Source organism: Pseudoxanthomonas sp. 97-1-1, from assembly GCF_057773125.1.
Genome location: NZ_JBYMTJ010000002.1, coordinates 672,974 through 687,559 on the forward strand (window position 1 = coordinate 672,974; position 14,586 = coordinate 687,559).

Consider the following 14,586-nt stretch of genomic DNA (forward strand, 5'->3'; position numbering starts at 1 on the left):
TCAGATCACCTCGAGCTCTGCCCGCAGGGCGCCGGCCTGCTTCAGGGCTTCCAGGATCGCGATGAGGTCGCCGGGTGCGGCGCCCACTTCGTTCACGGCGCGGACGATTTCGTCCAGCGAGGTGCCGCCTTCGAACTTGAACATCCGGTTGCCTTCCTGGCTGACGGAGACGGTCGATTGCGGTGTCACCACCGTGTTGCCGCCGCGCGAGAATTCATTCGGCTGGCTGACGTTGGCCGATTCGGTGATGGTCACCGTCAGTGAGCCATGCGTCACCGCCGCCGGCATCACCTGCACCTGCGCGCCGATCACCACGGTGCCGGTGCGCGCGTTGACGATCACCTTGGCCGGCGCACTGCCGGGCGTGAGTTCCAGGTTCTCGACCTGGGCGAGGAAGTTGATGCGGCGGGACACGTCGGCGGGCGCGCGCACGGCAACCGTGACGGCATCCAGCGCATAGGCATTGCCCGCGCCGAAGTTCTGTTCCAGCGCGGCCACCATGCGCGAGACCGTGGTGAAGTCGGCGCGATGCAGGTTCAGCGTGATCGTGCCGTCGCCGGTGTCCAGGGCGTTGGGCACCGCGCGTTCCACCGTGGCGCCGTTGGGAATGCGGCCCACGCTGGGGACATTGACCGACACGCGCGAGCCATCGCGTCCCTGCGCGCCGAAGCCGCCCACCACCAGGTTGCCCTGGGCGATGGCGTAGACCTCGCCATCGGCTCCGCGCAAGGGCGCCATCAACAGGCTCCCGCCGCGCAGCGAGGTGGCGTTGCCGATGGAGGACACGGTGATGTCGATCGGCTGGCCCGGCTTGGCGAAGGCAGGCAGGTCGGCGTGGATCGCCACCGCCGCGACGTTCTTCAGCTGCGGATTGACGTTGGCCGGCACGTTGACGCCCAGTTCGCCGAGCATGTTCTTCAGGCTCTGCACGGTGAAGGGTGCCTGGCTCGTGCGGTCGCCGCTGCCGTCCAGGCCGACCACCAGGCCGTAACCCACCAGCGGATTGCTGCGCACGCCACCGACCTGGGCGAGATCCTTGATGCGTTCGGCACGCGCGGCGGGTGCCAGGCAGAGCAGCACCAGCCCGATCCACGCCAGCAGCCCGAGCAGCGTATAGGTGTCGATGCGGCGCGGTTTCTTCGCGGGTGTGGGGTTCGAGCGTTCGGCGTTGGGCGTGTCCATGGCGCGATGCTCAGTTGGGGAAGACAGGCGAGTTGAAGAACCGGCCCAGCCAGCCCATCGAGTTGGACTGCGCGATGGCGCCGCGGCCGCCGAAGGCGATGCGTGCGTCGGCGACCTTGCTGGAGGCGATGGTGTTGTCGGTGCCGATGTCGGCCGGGCGCACGATGCCCTGGATCTGCACCAGTTCGTCGCCCTGGTTCAGGCGCATGTTCTTCTGGCCCTGCACGACCAGGTTGCCGTTGGGCAGGCGCTGGATCACGGTGACGGTCACGCTGCCCTGCAGGCGGTTGCTCTGCGCGCTGTTGCCGGCGCCGCTGAAACCGCGCTCGCCGTTGACCGAGGCGCTGAGGATGTCGCGTCCGTTCCAGGTGACCGGGGCACCGGCGACGTTGGGTGCGGCCATGCTGATCTCGCTGCTCTTGTCCACCGACGTGGTGGCCGAGGTCTGCGCGGCGGTGTTCTCCACCAGGTTGATCGTCAGCAGGTCGCCCACGTCGCGCGCGCGGCGGTCGGCGTAGAGGTTCAGGCCCGGACCGGCGCGATAGATGGAGCCCGCGGTGGCCGGTGCCTGCGCGGCGACGATGGGCTGGATGGGCTGCATCGGCGCGTACGGGCGCACGTCGCCGTAGTAGCGTGCGCAGCCCGGCAGCAGCATCAGCGCGCAGGCGAGGGTGGTGGCGGACGTGGAGCGCTTCATGGCGATTCCCGGTATGCGTGGGTCAGACGTTGTTGTTGAGGTAGCCGAGCATCGAGTCGGTGGTGGAGATGGCCTTGGCGTTCATTTCGTAGGCGCGCTGGGTTTCGATCATGCTGACCAGCTCTTCCACCACGTTGACGTTGGAGCCTTCCAGTGAGCCCTGCACCAGGCTGCCCAGGCCGTTGAGGCCGGGGGTGCCGTTCTGCGCAGGACCGGACGCGGTGGTCTCGACGTAGAGGTTCTCGCCCTTGGCCTGCAGGCCGGACGGATTGACGAAATCGGTGAGCGTCAGCGAGCCGATTTCCAGTGCCTGCGCCTGGCCAGCCATGGTCACGCTGACCGTGCCGTCATTGCCGATGGTCATCGACTGCGCACCCTCGGGCACCTGGATGCCGGGTTGCACGGGATAGCCGCTGTTGGTGACCAGTTCGCCTTGTGCGTTGATCTGGAACGAGCCGTCGCGCGTGTAGGCCGGCGAGCCGTCGGGCAGCAGGACTTCGAAGAAGCCGCGGCCGTTGACCATCACGTCCAGCGAGCGGCCGGTCTGCTGCGGGTTGCCCTGCTGGAAATCCTTGGAGGTGGATACGACGCGCACGCCGGTGCCCAGTTGCAGGCCGGACGGCAGCTGCGTCTGCGAGGAGGTGGAGCCGCCAGGCTGGCGCACCTGCTGGTACAGCAGGTCTTCGAAGCTGGCGCGGTCGCGCTTGAAGCCGGTGGTGTTGGTGTTGGCCAGGTTGTTGGAGACCACGGACATGCGCGTCTGTTGCGCATCCAGTCCGGTCTTGGCGACCCAGAGGGCCTGGTTCATGGCGTGGTTCCTCGCTGGTGGAAGGGGTGGAGCCGCGTGGTGCGGTTCCTCGCCTCCTCTCAGGCAAGTCCTGTGCCGGAATGGGTGTCGTGGTTCTGGCGCTTGGATTCGGGTCGAACTGGGACCGGGGTCATGGCCTTGGACCAGGCACCGGCATTTTTCTGGCGGCAGGGCCTGTTCAAGCCCCTCTCCCTGCGGGAGAGGGGTTGGGGAGAGGGCCAACGAAGTCCATCGCCTGTGTGGGCCTTGGGCGTGTCCAAAGGGCGCGCCTTTGTTTCAGGTTTCTGGGCGTGGGGGGATGGTTCTTTTGGCGTGCAGGCATGGGGCTGCTCGCCGCAGAGGCCTTCTTTCTTTGCTTGTGCAAAGAAAGAAGCAAAGAAACACACCCCAGGCGGCACGCCCTCCGCGCTGCGCGCTCCGGGTTCGCGAGTGGGCCGGGAATTTTCGTAAGGCACATCCCTGTGCCATACGAAAACGCCGCCCTCCATGGCGGCGCCCTGCGGGTTTTACCCGACCCACTCGCCGTGCCTCATGGGGGCCCGAAGGCAACAGCCACAGCAAAGCACTTTCTACGGATATGCCCGGCCCAGCTTCGGGGCCCCTTAGGTCCGGCAGTCACGGCGGGTCAAACCCCGTAGGGGCGGCGCACAGGGATGTGCGTCGTTTCCGGATGACACAGGATGTGTCTTCCGGAAATTCCCGCCGGGACTGCGAACCCGCCGCGAAGCGGCGGGCGGGCCGCCGGGGTGTGCTTTCTTTGCCTACTTTCTTTGCACAAGCAAAGAAAGTAGGGCCCCCGCGGCGAGCGGCACCATGCGTGACCTCAAGCAGACTCGCACCGAAAGATGCATGCAAAAGATTCGTCGCGCGTGAGTGCTTTCGGTGAATCGTAGATGTTGTCGGGCCGCCGGTTTATCGGGGCTGGGTGACTTCGTTGGCCCTCACCCCAGCCCCTCTCTCCCACAGGGACTTCCTTTGGTCGCCGTGGGGAGAGGGGGCTTCCAGCGCAGAGAGAGGGACGGAACGAAGCGTCAACCACCCAACCGCAGCAGCTGGTTCGACGACTGCGCCATCTCGTCGCCGCTGCGGATCACCTTCACCTGCATCTCGAACTGCCGCTGCAACTGGATCATCTGCACCAGCGCACCGGCTGCATCCACGTTGCTGCCTTCCAGCACGCCCGTGGTGAGACTGTTGCCATTGGCGACCGGCAATGCCGGTGCCTGCGGATCGGCGGGCCGCATCAGGCCATCGCCACCCCGCGCCAACTGCTGCGGCGTCGCCTGGACCACGCGCATGCGCCCGACAACAGCCATCGTCTGCGGGCCTTCGCCCTGCGGAACGATGGATACCGTGCCATCGGCGCCGATGTCGATGGATTGCGCGGGTGGTACCGCAATCGGATTGCCGTTGTCGTCCAGCACCGCCCGACCGCCGGCCGTGACCAGCTGGCCGTTCGGGGTGACGCTGAGCTCGCCATTGCGCGTATAGGCCGTGCCGCCGTCCGCCGCTTGCACGGCGAGCCAGCGGTTCGGCTGCAGCGACACGTCGAGGGAGCGACCGGTGACCATCTGCGAACCGGTCCGCGAATCGAAGCCGGGATCGATCAGCATCGCGTCCACGCGTGAAGGAAAGCCCTGTCCCTGGATCTTGAACGCCTCGGTGCCGGCCAGCGCCGCCTTGAAGCCCTTGGTGTCCACGTTGGCCAGGTTGTGCGACACCGTGCCCTGCGCCTGCAGCGAAGCGCGGGCACCGGTCATTGCGACATAGAGTGCCTTGTCCATGCGTCAGCCTCCGTCGGCCGTGCCGTCATCAACGGATGTTGATGACCGTCTGGGTGATCTGGTCCTGCGTGGACAGCATCTGCGAGTTCGCCTGGAAGTTGCGCTGCGCCACGATCATGTTCACCAGCTGCTCGGTCAGGTCCACGGTCGAGGCTTCCAGCGCGCCGGAGGCCACCTGGCCGAAGTCCGACGTGCCCGGCGCACCGATGCGCGGCTCACCGGAGGCGAAGCTGTGCGTCCAGGTGTTGTTGCCCTGCGATACCAGCCCCTGCGGGTTGGTGAAGTTGGCCAGCCCCACCTGCCCGATGGCGCGGTCCACGCCGTTGGAGTAGCGCGCATACACCACGCCCTCCGGCGAGACGCTGAACTCGTTGAGCTTGCCGGTGGCATAGCCGTCCTGGTTCTGGATGCGCTTGGCGAACTGTTCGCCGTACTGGGTGGTGCCGTTGATGTTCAGCGTCATGTTCAGCACGCCCGCGCCGGTGCTGGGCGTGAACGGCGACAGCGTCACCAGGCCATTGGCCGGCGCGGTCAGCGTGCCGTTGTTGTCGAACTGCACGTTGGTCGGCGCACCCATCGAGGTGCCGTCCACGTACACGTGCATCTGCCACTGGTTCGGGGTCGGCGTCTTCACGTAGTAGACGGCCTGCTGGTGCGCCACGCCGAGCGAGTCGTAGACGGTGACCGAGGTGGTCTCGTTGTAGCTGGCGCTGTCGGTGGGCGAGAACGGGGCGATCGTCGGCTGCGCGGCATTGCCGGGCAGGGTGACGCCGAGGTCGACGTTGGTGGTGGGCGCGGGTGCGCTGTCGGTGGTCAGCAACTGCAGGTCGACCAGGTTGCCGGTGTCGAAGCCGACGCCATCGGCGCGCGGCGGGAACACCTGCAGGCGGTAGCCGTCCGGCGTGGTGACGTAGCCGTTCGGATCGCGCTGGAAGTTGCCGGCGCGGGTATACACGTTCGTCCCGTTGTTGCTGACGGTGAAGAAGCCTTCGCGGTCCACGGCCAGGTCCAGGTAGCGTCCGGTCTGGTTGATGTCGCCCTGCGAGAACTGCTGGGCGACGTTGGTCACGCGCACGCCCGCGCCGATGCCGTTCTGCAGCAGGCCGTAGCCGGTGGTGGAGAACACTTCGGCGAACTCCGCGCGGGACTCCTTGAAGCCGGTGGTGTTGACGTTGGCGATGTTGTGCGAGGTGACGTTGAGGTCGGCGTTGGCCGCCCTCATGCCGGACAGCGAGCTGTTGAAAGCCATGGATGACTCCTTGCTGGATGCGGTGGGAGTGAGGGGGTCAGGACGCCGACTTGCCGATGCGCAGCACGTAGTCGAGCGGAGCGGTGCCCAGGCCGGGCAGGTTGAGGTACAGGCCGTCGGAGCCGATGGTCACGCTGTCCACGGTGGCGTCGACGTAGGTGTTGAGCGCAGTGCCGGTGCCATCGGTGGCGGTGTGCGTGGCCTTGATGGAGTACGCACCGGCGGCGGCGCGCTCGCCGTTGGCCTTGATGCCGTCCCAGGTGAAGGCGGTTTCGCCCTTGCCGGTGGACTCGACGTCGAGGGTGTCGACCACGACGCCACTGGCGTCGGTGATTTCGAACGTGACCTTGCCTGCGCCGGGCGACATCACCAGGCCGCTGGCATTGCCGGTGGCCGGCAACGCGACCGAGTCGGAGGGCACCACGACGGCGTGCCCCACCAATGCGGCGCCCTTCAGCACCTGGTCGCCGGTCAGCGCCGAGGTGAAGCCGCCGACGGTGGTGTTCAGTTCGCTGATGCCCTGTACGGTGGAGAACTGCGCCAGCTGGGCGACGAACTCGCTGTTGGACAGCGGCTTGAGCGGATCCTGGTGGCTCAACTGCTCGGTCATCAGGCGCATGAAGTCGGCCTGGCCCAGCGTGTCGGCCTTCTTGGTCGTGGCAGCGCCCGACGTGGCGTTGTTGATGGCGGCGAACGGATCGCCATTGATGGTGGTCATGTGCGTGGTCGCTCGGTGGCAGGGCGTCAGCGGCCCATGGTCAGGGTGGCCAGGGCGAGTTCCTTGGCGGTGTTCAGTACTTCCACGCCGGCCTGGTAGCCGCGTGATGCCGAGATCAGGTTGACCATCTGCGCGACCGGATCGACATCGGGCGCGTAGACGTAACCATCGCCATCGGCCATCGGGTGGCCGGGCTCGTAGCGCTTGATCGGCGGTGCTTCGCTCTGGGTGATCTCCTTCACCTGCACCGATGTCAGCGAGCCGTCCGTATTCAGCGGGCGCGCCTGGAAGATCGGCTCGATGGGCTTGTAGACCGCCTCGGGCGAGGATGCGATGGAATCCGCGTTGGAGAGATTGCTGGCGATGGTGTTCAGGCGCACCGATTGCGCCTGCAGCGCGGAACCGGCGACGTCGAAGATGGGCAGGTTGCTCATGGCGCGTCCCCTTACTGGCCGGTGATCGCGGTGAGCATGGTGCGCACCTTGGATTCGATGAAGCTGAGCGAGGCGCGGTATTCCAGCGCCGCGCGGCCGTAGGCGGCACGTTCGGTATCGGCGTCGACGGTGTTGCCGTCCAGGCTGGGCTGCACGCCGGCGCGTTCGAAGATGCGCGGGGTGGCATCGAGCAGGGTCAGGTGCTGCTCGCTGGTGGTCAGCAATGGGGAGGCCTTGGCCGCCGCGCTCTCCAGCGCAGCCTGGAAGTTCAGGTCCTTCGCCTTGTAGTTCGGCGTGTCCGCGTTGGACAGGTTGCTGGCGATCAACTGCATGCGCTGCTCGCGCAGGGGCAGGGCCGCTCCGTGGACACCCAGGTAGTTGGAGATGGGATTGGACATGGCACCGCTCCGGCAGACCGTTGCCGGAGATGCTGCAAGGCGTGTGCCAGAACGGGGCAGGTCGGCATCCGGGCAGGCAGTGATTCCCTGTGCCGTCATCCCAGCGAACGCCGGGATCCATCTTGATCCTGCCCTTTGTCTCTTACCTCTTCCGTGGGGAAAGCAAATGGGTCCCAGCGTTCGCTGGGACGACGATCAGGCCGCCATCTGCGCTGCGACCACCTGGTTCAGGCGGAACAGCACGTGCTCGGCCAGTTCGTGCGGGCTGTACTTCGCCACGAAGGCATTCGCGCCCACGCGTTCCACCATGGCGTTGTTGAACACGCCCGACAGCGAGGTGTGCAGCAGCACGTACAGGCCGGCCAGGCCCGGGTGGCGACGGATTTCCGTCGTCAGGGTGTAGCCGTCCATGGCCGGCATCTCGATGTCCGATATGACCATGGCGTAGCGCTCGGCCGGGTTCTCGCCGGCGGCGTGCACCTGCAAGAGGTGGTCCAGCGCCTGGCGGCCGTCGGACAGCAGGGTGGTGGTCACGCCCAGTTGCTCCAGCACGCTGCGGATCTGCGAGCGCGCCACGCGCGAGTCGTCCACCACCAGCACCTGCAGCGGCGGTGCGTCCGCGGGCAGGGCCATCTCGGGCGCCAGCGTGGCGTCCATGCGCGACTGGCAGATGTCGGCCAGCACGCTTTCCACGTCGATCACCTGGATGAGTTCGCCCTGGAAGCGCGTCACGGCGGTCAGGTAGCTGTTCTCGGCGCCGAGTTCCGGAGGCGGGTGGATGTCTTCCACCGCGATGTTGACGATGCGTTCGACGCCGCTGACCAGGAAGCCCTGCACGGAGCGGTTGAATTCGGTGACCACCAGGTAGTTGGGGGTGTTCTCCGGATTCGGGTCGCGTTCGGGGTGGCGGATGCTCAGACCCAGGTCCAGCACCGGCACCGAGCGACCGCGCACGTCGGCCACGCCGACGAATTCGGTGGGCAATCCGGGCAACTGGAACAGATCGGGCCGGCGCAGGACTTCCTGCACCTTGAAGACGTTGACGCCAAAAAGCTGACGCCCGCCCAGGCGGAACAGCAGCAGGGCGAGGCGGTTGTGGCCGGCCAGGCGGGTGCGCTGGTCGATGCGGTTGAGCAGATCCTGGGTCATGCACAGCATATCGGCCTCTTCGAGGGGCGCTTGAGCGTCGTTGCTTGTTCCTTCTTCCCGCTTGCGGGGAGAAGGTGCCCGAAGAGCCTGCCCCCGCACGTGATGCGGGGGCGGATCAGGGGCAGAGCGCGGTGCTGGGGCGGCGCCAACGCAGCGCTGGCTTCGTTCGCCCCTCACCCGCCTTCGGCACCCTCTCCCCGCATGCGGGGAGAGGGAGAGGGGCACTCCTTTTCCCATTGAAGTCCCCTTCTCCCCGTTTACGGGGAGAAGGTGCCCGGCGGGCGGATGAGGGGCGAGCGGAGTCAGGGCATCGTCCAATCAAGAAACATCGTCCACATGCGTGCGCGTTCTTTCCCAAACTCGATGCGCCTTGCGACGCCAGTGAATGCGGCTCTGGCACGCCCCTTGCAGCTTCCCGGCCGATGAACCTCCGGATCCCGCCCATGCTGCGCCTGACCCTCGCCCTGATCGGCGGCCTGACCGCATGCACCGTGCTGGCGGCCGACTTCCACAGCGTGGACAGCATCAAGGCCGCCGCCCTGGGCGCCCTGCCTGCCGGCAGCGAGGCCGAGGCCACACTGGACTCCGCCTTGCGCCTGCCACGCTGCGACGCATCGCTGGTGGCACGCGTCCAGGGTAGCCACAGCGTGGAAGTCAGCTGCCCGGATGGCTGGCGCCTGTTCGTGCCGGTGCGGGTACGACGCAGCCAGACCGTGCTGGTGCTGAGCCGCGGCATCGCACCGGGCGAAACGATCACCGCCGACGCGTTCATTCCCGAAACCCGCGACGCGTCGCGCATCGTCGGCGCCGCCGTCGCTGATCCATCCCAGGCCCTGGGCCGCGTGGCACGGCGCATGCTGTCGGCAGGCACGGTACTGTCGGCCACCGATCTGGTCGCCCAGCGCCTGGTCCGCCGCGGCGACAACGTGGCGCTGGTGTCCCGTCGCGGCGGGGTGGAAGTGCGCGTGGCCGGCAAGGCGCTGGCGGATGCCGGCGAGAATGAGCGGGTCACCGTGGAGAACCTGTCCTCGCGCCGGGTGGTGCAGGGCGTGGTGGGCCCGGGCGGCGACGTCTGGGTCAACCGATGAAGAAATGTGGAACATGGCCCTCAAGTTGTTCCGGGGGCGGCCGATACCGAACGCGGGTGGAAGGAAACCGGGCAGCATCGGGCCCTTCCTCGGAAATGCGGCATCCGTCACTAAAGTCGGATCAGTCGCGGCCGATAACTCCCTTGAACCCTGTTACAGGTGAACCGACATGAGCCAGAAAATCGAAGGCACTCCCCCCGCCGCCGTACGCACCACCGGTCCCGTCAGCGGGCGTGTTGCCAACGCGGGTGCCGACCGTTCCAGGCCGGTGGAAGCCAGCGCCGGTGGTGACAGCCTGCGCCTGACCGGCGAGGCCGCCAGCCTCCAGGCCATGCAGCGCGAGCTGTCCACTGCGCCTGCCATCGACAATGCCCGTGTGCAGGCCGTGCGCGAAGCGCTGCAGGCCGGCACGTACAAGGTCAATCCCGAGGCCATTGCCGACGGGATGCTGCGACTGGACGACCAGCTGGGCGGTTGATCGCGATGACACCGGCCCCCCTCCAGCGACTGTCCACGGCCCTGGGAGAGGAGCGTCGCGCCATCCTCGAGCATGATGTCGAGGCACTGGTGCGCGCCACGCAGGAGAAGCTGGAGGCATTGCGCGCGCTGGAGGCGGCCGCTGCCGGCTTCGGCTTTCCCGATGAACTGCAGGGGCGGCTCGCCGAACTTGCCGAGATGAACCACGCGAACGGCATCCTGCTGGCCCGGCGCCGCCGCGAAGTGAACTGGGCACTGCGTCATCTGGGCCGCACCGAGAGCAGCGGCGCGTACGACGCGCAGGGCCAGACCGCGACCCTTTCCGCCACCCGTCCGCTTGCGGTTGCCTGAGCCCGGTGCCGGATCCGCAAACTGCGACGCCGCAACTTGCCGCTCCAGCGGCCGCGCCGGATACTGGCGCCCCATCGCCGCCGCCCGATGCGTCCTTGGCCACCGCCCCTCCCTCGACCCCACCGTCCAGAGCCTGCACTGCGGATGACGTCCCGACCTTCGCCGATCTGAAGGCGTTGGCCGAACTGATGGACGACGGCTACCTGTTGTGCCGTGGCGACGCCCGTCCGTTGCACGCCAACGCGGCGGCGCGCGCACTGGTGCAGGATGCCCCCGATGTGCTCGGCGCCCTGTCGCGGCTGCTGCCGCCCGACGCCATTCCCACCGCGCGCCAGTCCGGCCGCTGGAACGGCGACCTGGCCCTCGACGACGGCCTGGTGCTGCAGGTACGCGCGTACTTCCATGACAACCCGGGCGGGGGCCACTGCCTGATCGTCTTCCACGACGTCAGCGAAGCGCACGCGCGCCAGCAGGAACTCCAGCGCCGGCACGCGCAGCTGCGGCAGACGCTGGTGCGCCTGGCCGGCACGCAGGAACAGCTGGTGCAGTCGGAGAAGATGGCCTCCATCGGCCAGCTTGCCGCCGGCGTTGCGCACGAGATCAACAACCCGATCGGCTACGTGCACTCCAACCTCGGCTCGCTGCAGGAGTACCTGCACAGCCTGTTCTCGCTGATCGAAGTCTACGAGCGCGCGCTGCGCCTGCCGGACCCGAAGGCGATGCTGCCCGAGATCGAGGACCTGCGCGCGCGCTACGACATCGACTTCATCACCGGCGACCTGCCGCAGCTGATGTCCGAGTCGCGCGAGGGCATCGAACGGGTCACTGCGATCGTGCGCAACCTGAAGGACTTCTCCTACTCAGGCCGCGACGACAGCTGGAAGTCCGCCGACTTGCATGCCGGCCTCGATTCCACCATCAACATCATCTGGAACGAGCTGAAGTACAAGGTCACCCTGGAAAAGCACTACGGCAAGCTGCCCCTGGTGCAGTGCCGGCCGTCGGAATTGAACCAGGTGTTCATGAACATCCTGCTCAACGCCAGCCACGCCATCGACGAGCGCGGCACGATCACCGTCGCCACGGGCGTGGAGGGCGACGAAGTCTGGATCGAGATCCAGGACAGCGGCCATGGGATTCCCGACGACATCCTGCAGCGCATCTTCGACCCGTTCTTCACCACCAAGCCGGTGGGCAGCGGCACGGGCCTGGGCTTGTCGATCTCCTACGGCATCGTGAAGAAGCACAACGGCCGCATCGAAGTGCGCAACGAGCCCGGCTCCGGCGCCTGCTTCCGCATCATGCTGCCGATCCGGCAGCCGAGCGCCGACGCCGCGTGATGTCGCTCCCTTCTCCCCGCGAGGCGGGGAGAAGGTGCCCGGAGGGCGGATGAGGGGCGAGCGCAGGAGTACGCCTCGCGGCATACACTGCGATTGTTGCGATGGCGCCAAGTGTCCCGGCTCTGGGTCTTCGTTCGCCCCTCACCCGCCTTCGGCACCCTCTCCCCGCTTCGCAGGGAGAGGGGAATCGGTCGGCGCTTCGAAGAACGCCAGCTTCTTCGCGCGCGGCATCCGCTTGAGCTGTGCTTCCGCGCGCGACGCTGCGCTGCGATCCGGATAATCGCGGCTCGCCAGCACGCGTACCGGCGGATTCGCGCGCGTGTACTTGGCGCCCGTACCCGCCACATGCGCGGCGTAGCGCGCGTCCAGCCGGTTGGTGATGCCGGCGTAGTACGCGCCGTTGCGGCACTCCAGCAGGTACACGCACCAGCCGTCCTGCGTTCCGGTGCGGGTCTCAGGCATGCGCGCGATGGTGCGGCTGGTGCTCGTAGGTGGTGAACGCCTGGCGGATGTGTTCGCGCAGGTCGTCGTCGTTCCACGGTTTGGTCAGGAAGCGGTAGATCTCGCCGCGGTTGATCGCCTCGGTCACCGTGGCCAGGTCGGTGTACCCCGACAGCACCAGGCGTATCGTGTCCGGATACAGCATGCGCACGCGGCCCAGGAACTCGGTGCCGCTCATGTCCGACATGCGCTGGTCGGACAGGATCACCTGCACGTCGTTGGTCGCCAGCAGTTCGAATGCGTCGGTGACGTTGCTGGCAGCCAGGATGCGGTAGCCGTCGCGGCGGAACAGGCGCACCAATGAACGCAGGATGTTCTCTTCGTCGTCCAGCAGCAGCAGGGTGCGGTCGGGCTTGGTGGCGGCGAAGGCATCGGCGCGCAGGTAGCGGCGGCGCAATACCGCGCCGGCATCTTCGGCCGACATCGGTTCGCCGAACAGGTGCCCCTGGAACATGTCGCACTGGTTCCTGCGCAGGAATCCCAGCTGCACGTCGGTCTCCACGCCGTGCGCGATCACCTTCATGCCCAGCTGGTGGCCCATCGCGATGATGGCGCAGGTGATGGCCACCTCGCGGTTGCCGGACGGCACGCCCTTCACGAAGTTGCGGTCGATCTTGATCTTGTCCACCGAGAAGCGGACCAGCGAGTCCAGGTTGGAATCGCCCATGCCGAAATCGTCCAGCGTCAGCCGCACGCCTTCGTGGTGCAGTTGCGCCAGCGTGCGGTGAACCAGGTTCATGTCCTTGGCCAGCGCGTTCTGGCGGACTTCCAGCACCACCATCTGCGGGGGGATGCCGGCCTCCTGCATGGCCTCCAGCACTTCGGACACGAAGCTGGGGCGCAGCAGCTGCAGCGTCGACACGTTCACCGCGATCTCGAAATCGTCGAAGCCCCAGTCGCGCCAGACGCGCGCCTGCTTGAAGGCATTGCGCAGCACCCAGTCGCCGATCTGCACGATGACGCCCAGCTTCTCGGCCACGTGCATGAAACGTTCCGGCACCAGCAGGCCAAGCGCGGGCGAGTACCAGCGCAGCAGCGTTTCCATGCCCACCACGCGGCCGTCGTGGGCGTTGATCTGCGGCTGGTAGAACAGGCGCAGCTCGTTGTGCTGGATGGCGTTGACGATCTGGCGGGCGATGATGCTGTCGCTGCGCGCGGTGATCGCGGCGCCGCGGCGATACAGGCGCACCAGGTTCATGCCCTCGTGCTTGGCCTGTTCCATCGCGCTTTCGGCGCACTGCAGCAGGCCGGACGCAGTGTCCGCATGCTCCGGGCACAGCGCGATGCCCAGCGTGCCGGTCAGGAACAGCGTGTACGGCAGCACCGTCATCGGCAGTTCGATCTGCTCGCGCAAGGCATCGCCGAAGCGTTCCGGCGGCAGCGTGCCCGGCAGGCGCGGCACCGCCACGATGAATTCGTCGCTGCCATGGCGCCAGGCGCGTGCTTCCGGGCCGAGTGACCGCTGCAGCCGGTCGCTGAGGATCGCCAGCGCTTCATCGCCGACTTCCACGCCCATGTTCTCGTTGATCGAGCGGAAGTGGTCGATGTCCAGGTACAGCAGCATCAACGGCGTGCCGTCCGCATTCGCGGTGTCGACCATCCGCTGCAGGTCGGGTTCGCCGGCGCCGAGGCGGGGCAGGCGGGGCAGGTGGGCGTGCTCGGTGTTCAAGCGGTGTCGATGTGCGTCACGGGTGCAGGCGCATAGGGTAGGCGAAGTTGCCATCGGCTGCCGCGCCCGCCGCTGCTGGATTCCAGCCCGCCGCCAAGCGTCGCGGCCAGGGCCTGCAGCAGCGGCAGTTCGCTACACGCCGCGTCGACATCGGCATCCAGGGTGACGGCGAGTCCGCCCTCGGCATCGGCGTCGCCGGCCAGCTCCAGCGCCAGCCGGCCTCCCGCACCCGCCACCGCGCGCATGGCGACCTGCGCGATCCGGAACGCCACCAGCGCCGTGTCGGCCGCAGGCATGTTCGGCAACGGAGCGAGTGTCACCGCGGTGCCGGGAAACACGCGTTCGTGCTCGGCGCGCAATGCGGCGTCCAGCCCGATCGCTTCCAGCTGGGGCGGGTGCAACGTGGCATGCAGGTCGCGCAGGATCGCGACGGTCTCGTCGCAGGTGCGGATGATGTCCTGCAGGTCTTCCTGCTGCTGTGCCGGATCATCCTCGGACTGCACCAGGTGCGCACCCATCTTGATCGCCGACAGTGCCTGCCCGACCTGGTTGTGCAGGGCGCGCCCCACCTGGAGGCGTTCGGCTTCCTGCAGCCGGAACAACTGCAGCAAGAACGGGGAGGGAAGCGGCGGGTTCGACATCGTCAGCAGCGGTGCGATCAGCCTGCAGTATGCCAGTGGCGATCCGCAGCCGGGCGGGCCGCCGACCGGAACGCGACGGGGCGACCAGATCCTGGTCGCC

The 14,586-nt window shown here is 67.4% G+C and carries 16 protein-coding genes; 4 read left to right on the forward strand and 12 right to left on the reverse strand.

Features of this window, described 5'->3' with window-relative positions; all coding sequences use genetic code 11:
• From AC3DET_RS10390 to AC3DET_RS10430, 9 genes are all read right to left on the reverse strand, one after another.
• Entirely contained in the window at window positions 1–1,182 is a 1,182-nt protein-coding gene (locus AC3DET_RS10390; protein WP_488391546.1) for a flagellar basal body P-ring protein FlgI, read from the reverse strand.
• A gap of 10 nt (window positions 1,183–1,192) precedes the next feature.
• Window positions 1,193–1,879, reverse strand: coding sequence for a flagellar basal body L-ring protein FlgH (flgH, locus tag AC3DET_RS10395; RefSeq protein ID WP_488391547.1), 687 nt, complete (start codon window positions 1,877–1,879; stop codon window positions 1,193–1,195).
• 22 nt (window positions 1,880–1,901) lie between these two features.
• The gene (flgG, locus tag AC3DET_RS10400; protein ID WP_185896369.1) at window positions 1,902–2,687 is read right to left on the reverse strand and encodes a flagellar basal-body rod protein FlgG; all 786 of its coding nucleotides are present in this window, start codon (window positions 2,685–2,687) and stop codon (window positions 1,902–1,904) included.
• 1,031 nt (window positions 2,688–3,718) lie between these two features.
• Complete coding sequence (locus AC3DET_RS10405; RefSeq protein WP_337732136.1) at window positions 3,719–4,471, reverse strand: flagellar basal body rod protein FlgF; 753 nt, start codon at window positions 4,469–4,471, stop codon at window positions 3,719–3,721.
• Between the two features lie 28 nt (window positions 4,472–4,499).
• Window positions 4,500–5,720 (reverse strand): flagellar hook protein FlgE, encoded by a 1,221-nt coding sequence (gene flgE / locus AC3DET_RS10410; RefSeq protein ID WP_337732135.1) that lies wholly within the window; start codon window positions 5,718–5,720, stop codon window positions 4,500–4,502.
• 37 nt (window positions 5,721–5,757) lie between these two features.
• A complete protein-coding gene (locus tag AC3DET_RS10415; protein ID WP_192202694.1) occupies window positions 5,758–6,438 on the reverse strand; it encodes a flagellar hook capping FlgD N-terminal domain-containing protein in 681 nt (226 codons plus the stop codon).
• A gap of 26 nt (window positions 6,439–6,464) precedes the next feature.
• Entirely contained in the window at window positions 6,465–6,872 is a 408-nt protein-coding gene (flgC, locus tag AC3DET_RS10420) for a flagellar basal body rod protein FlgC (protein ID WP_488391548.1), read from the reverse strand.
• A gap of 11 nt (window positions 6,873–6,883) precedes the next feature.
• Entirely contained in the window at window positions 6,884–7,270 is a 387-nt protein-coding gene (gene flgB, locus AC3DET_RS10425; RefSeq protein WP_142124951.1) for a flagellar basal body rod protein FlgB, read from the reverse strand.
• Window positions 7,271–7,465: 195 nt separating this feature from the next.
• A complete protein-coding gene (locus tag AC3DET_RS10430) occupies window positions 7,466–8,419 on the reverse strand; it encodes a chemotaxis protein (RefSeq protein WP_192202692.1) in 954 nt (317 codons plus the stop codon).
• 443 nt (window positions 8,420–8,862) lie between these two features.
• On the opposite strand from AC3DET_RS10430, the gene flgA reads away from it, so the two are divergent.
• The 4 genes from flgA (at window position 8,863) to AC3DET_RS10450 (ending at window position 11,675) form a co-directional block, all read left to right on the forward strand.
• Window positions 8,863–9,507 carry a flagellar basal body P-ring formation chaperone FlgA gene (flgA, locus tag AC3DET_RS10435; RefSeq protein WP_337732132.1) on the forward strand — a complete coding sequence of 215 codons (645 nt, stop codon included), beginning with the start codon at window positions 8,863–8,865 and terminating at the stop codon, window positions 9,505–9,507.
• A 169-nt stretch (window positions 9,508–9,676) separates the two neighbouring features.
• Window positions 9,677–9,985, forward strand: coding sequence for a flagellar biosynthesis anti-sigma factor FlgM (gene flgM / locus AC3DET_RS10440; protein WP_192202690.1), 309 nt, complete (start codon window positions 9,677–9,679; stop codon window positions 9,983–9,985).
• Window positions 9,986–9,990: 5 nt separating this feature from the next.
• Complete coding sequence (locus AC3DET_RS10445) at window positions 9,991–10,335, forward strand: flagellar protein FlgN (RefSeq protein ID WP_488391549.1); 345 nt, start codon at window positions 9,991–9,993, stop codon at window positions 10,333–10,335.
• A 188-nt stretch (window positions 10,336–10,523) separates the two neighbouring features.
• Window positions 10,524–11,675 carry an ATP-binding protein gene (locus tag AC3DET_RS10450; RefSeq protein ID WP_488391729.1) on the forward strand — a complete coding sequence of 384 codons (1,152 nt, stop codon included), beginning with the start codon at window positions 10,524–10,526 and terminating at the stop codon, window positions 11,673–11,675.
• Window positions 11,676–11,816: 141 nt separating this feature from the next.
• Here the strand turns inward: AC3DET_RS10450 and AC3DET_RS10455 are convergent, their stop codons facing one another.
• From AC3DET_RS10455 to AC3DET_RS10465, 3 genes are read right to left on the reverse strand one after another with little or no spacing between them, the layout of a single operon-like run.
• Entirely contained in the window at window positions 11,817–12,137 is a 321-nt protein-coding gene (locus tag AC3DET_RS10455) for a GIY-YIG nuclease family protein (protein WP_446539417.1), read from the reverse strand.
• The gene (locus tag AC3DET_RS10460) at window positions 12,130–13,845 is read right to left on the reverse strand and encodes an EAL domain-containing protein (protein WP_446539416.1); all 1,716 of its coding nucleotides are present in this window, start codon (window positions 13,843–13,845) and stop codon (window positions 12,130–12,132) included. The genes AC3DET_RS10455 and AC3DET_RS10460 overlap by 8 nt, the downstream gene beginning before the upstream one ends.
• Complete coding sequence (locus AC3DET_RS10465) at window positions 13,842–14,486, reverse strand: histidine kinase (protein ID WP_488391550.1); 645 nt, start codon at window positions 14,484–14,486, stop codon at window positions 13,842–13,844. Before AC3DET_RS10465 ends, AC3DET_RS10460 begins: the two co-directional genes overlap by 4 nt.
• Window positions 14,487–14,586 lie beyond the last annotated feature (100 nt).

What these genes read in the sequence shown, in the direction of transcription:
- AC3DET_RS10390 (WP_488391546.1), bottom strand. Translation starts at nt 1,182, where the DNA reads ATGGACACGCCCAACGCCGAACGCTCGAACCCCACACCCGCGAAGAAA.
- flgH (WP_488391547.1), bottom strand. Translation starts at nt 1,879, where the DNA reads ATGAAGCGCTCCACGTCCGCCACCACCCTCGCCTGCGCGCTGATGCTG.
- flgG (WP_185896369.1), bottom strand. Translation starts at nt 2,687, where the DNA reads ATGAACCAGGCCCTCTGGGTCGCCAAGACCGGACTGGATGCGCAACAG.
- AC3DET_RS10405 (WP_337732136.1), bottom strand. Translation starts at nt 4,471, where the DNA reads ATGGACAAGGCACTCTATGTCGCAATGACCGGTGCCCGCGCTTCGCTG.
- flgE (WP_337732135.1), bottom strand. Translation starts at nt 5,720, where the DNA reads ATGGCTTTCAACAGCTCGCTGTCCGGCATGAGGGCGGCCAACGCCGAC.
- AC3DET_RS10415 (WP_192202694.1), bottom strand. Translation starts at nt 6,438, where the DNA reads ATGACCACCATCAATGGCGATCCGTTCGCCGCCATCAACAACGCCACG.
- flgC (WP_488391548.1), bottom strand. Translation starts at nt 6,872, where the DNA reads ATGAGCAACCTGCCCATCTTCGACGTCGCCGGTTCCGCGCTGCAGGCG.
- flgB (WP_142124951.1), bottom strand. Translation starts at nt 7,270, where the DNA reads ATGTCCAATCCCATCTCCAACTACCTGGGTGTCCACGGAGCGGCCCTG.
- AC3DET_RS10430 (WP_192202692.1), bottom strand. Translation starts at nt 8,419, where the DNA reads ATGACCCAGGATCTGCTCAACCGCATCGACCAGCGCACCCGCCTGGCC.
- flgA (WP_337732132.1), top strand. Translation starts at nt 8,863, where the DNA reads ATGCTGCGCCTGACCCTCGCCCTGATCGGCGGCCTGACCGCATGCACC.
- flgM (WP_192202690.1), top strand. Translation starts at nt 9,677, where the DNA reads ATGAGCCAGAAAATCGAAGGCACTCCCCCCGCCGCCGTACGCACCACC.
- AC3DET_RS10445 (WP_488391549.1), top strand. Translation starts at nt 9,991, where the DNA reads ATGACACCGGCCCCCCTCCAGCGACTGTCCACGGCCCTGGGAGAGGAG.
- AC3DET_RS10450 (WP_488391729.1), top strand. Translation starts at nt 10,524, where the DNA reads ATGGACGACGGCTACCTGTTGTGCCGTGGCGACGCCCGTCCGTTGCAC.
- AC3DET_RS10455 (WP_446539417.1), bottom strand. Translation starts at nt 12,137, where the DNA reads ATGCCTGAGACCCGCACCGGAACGCAGGACGGCTGGTGCGTGTACCTG.
- AC3DET_RS10465 (WP_488391550.1), bottom strand. Translation starts at nt 14,486, where the DNA reads ATGTCGAACCCGCCGCTTCCCTCCCCGTTCTTGCTGCAGTTGTTCCGG.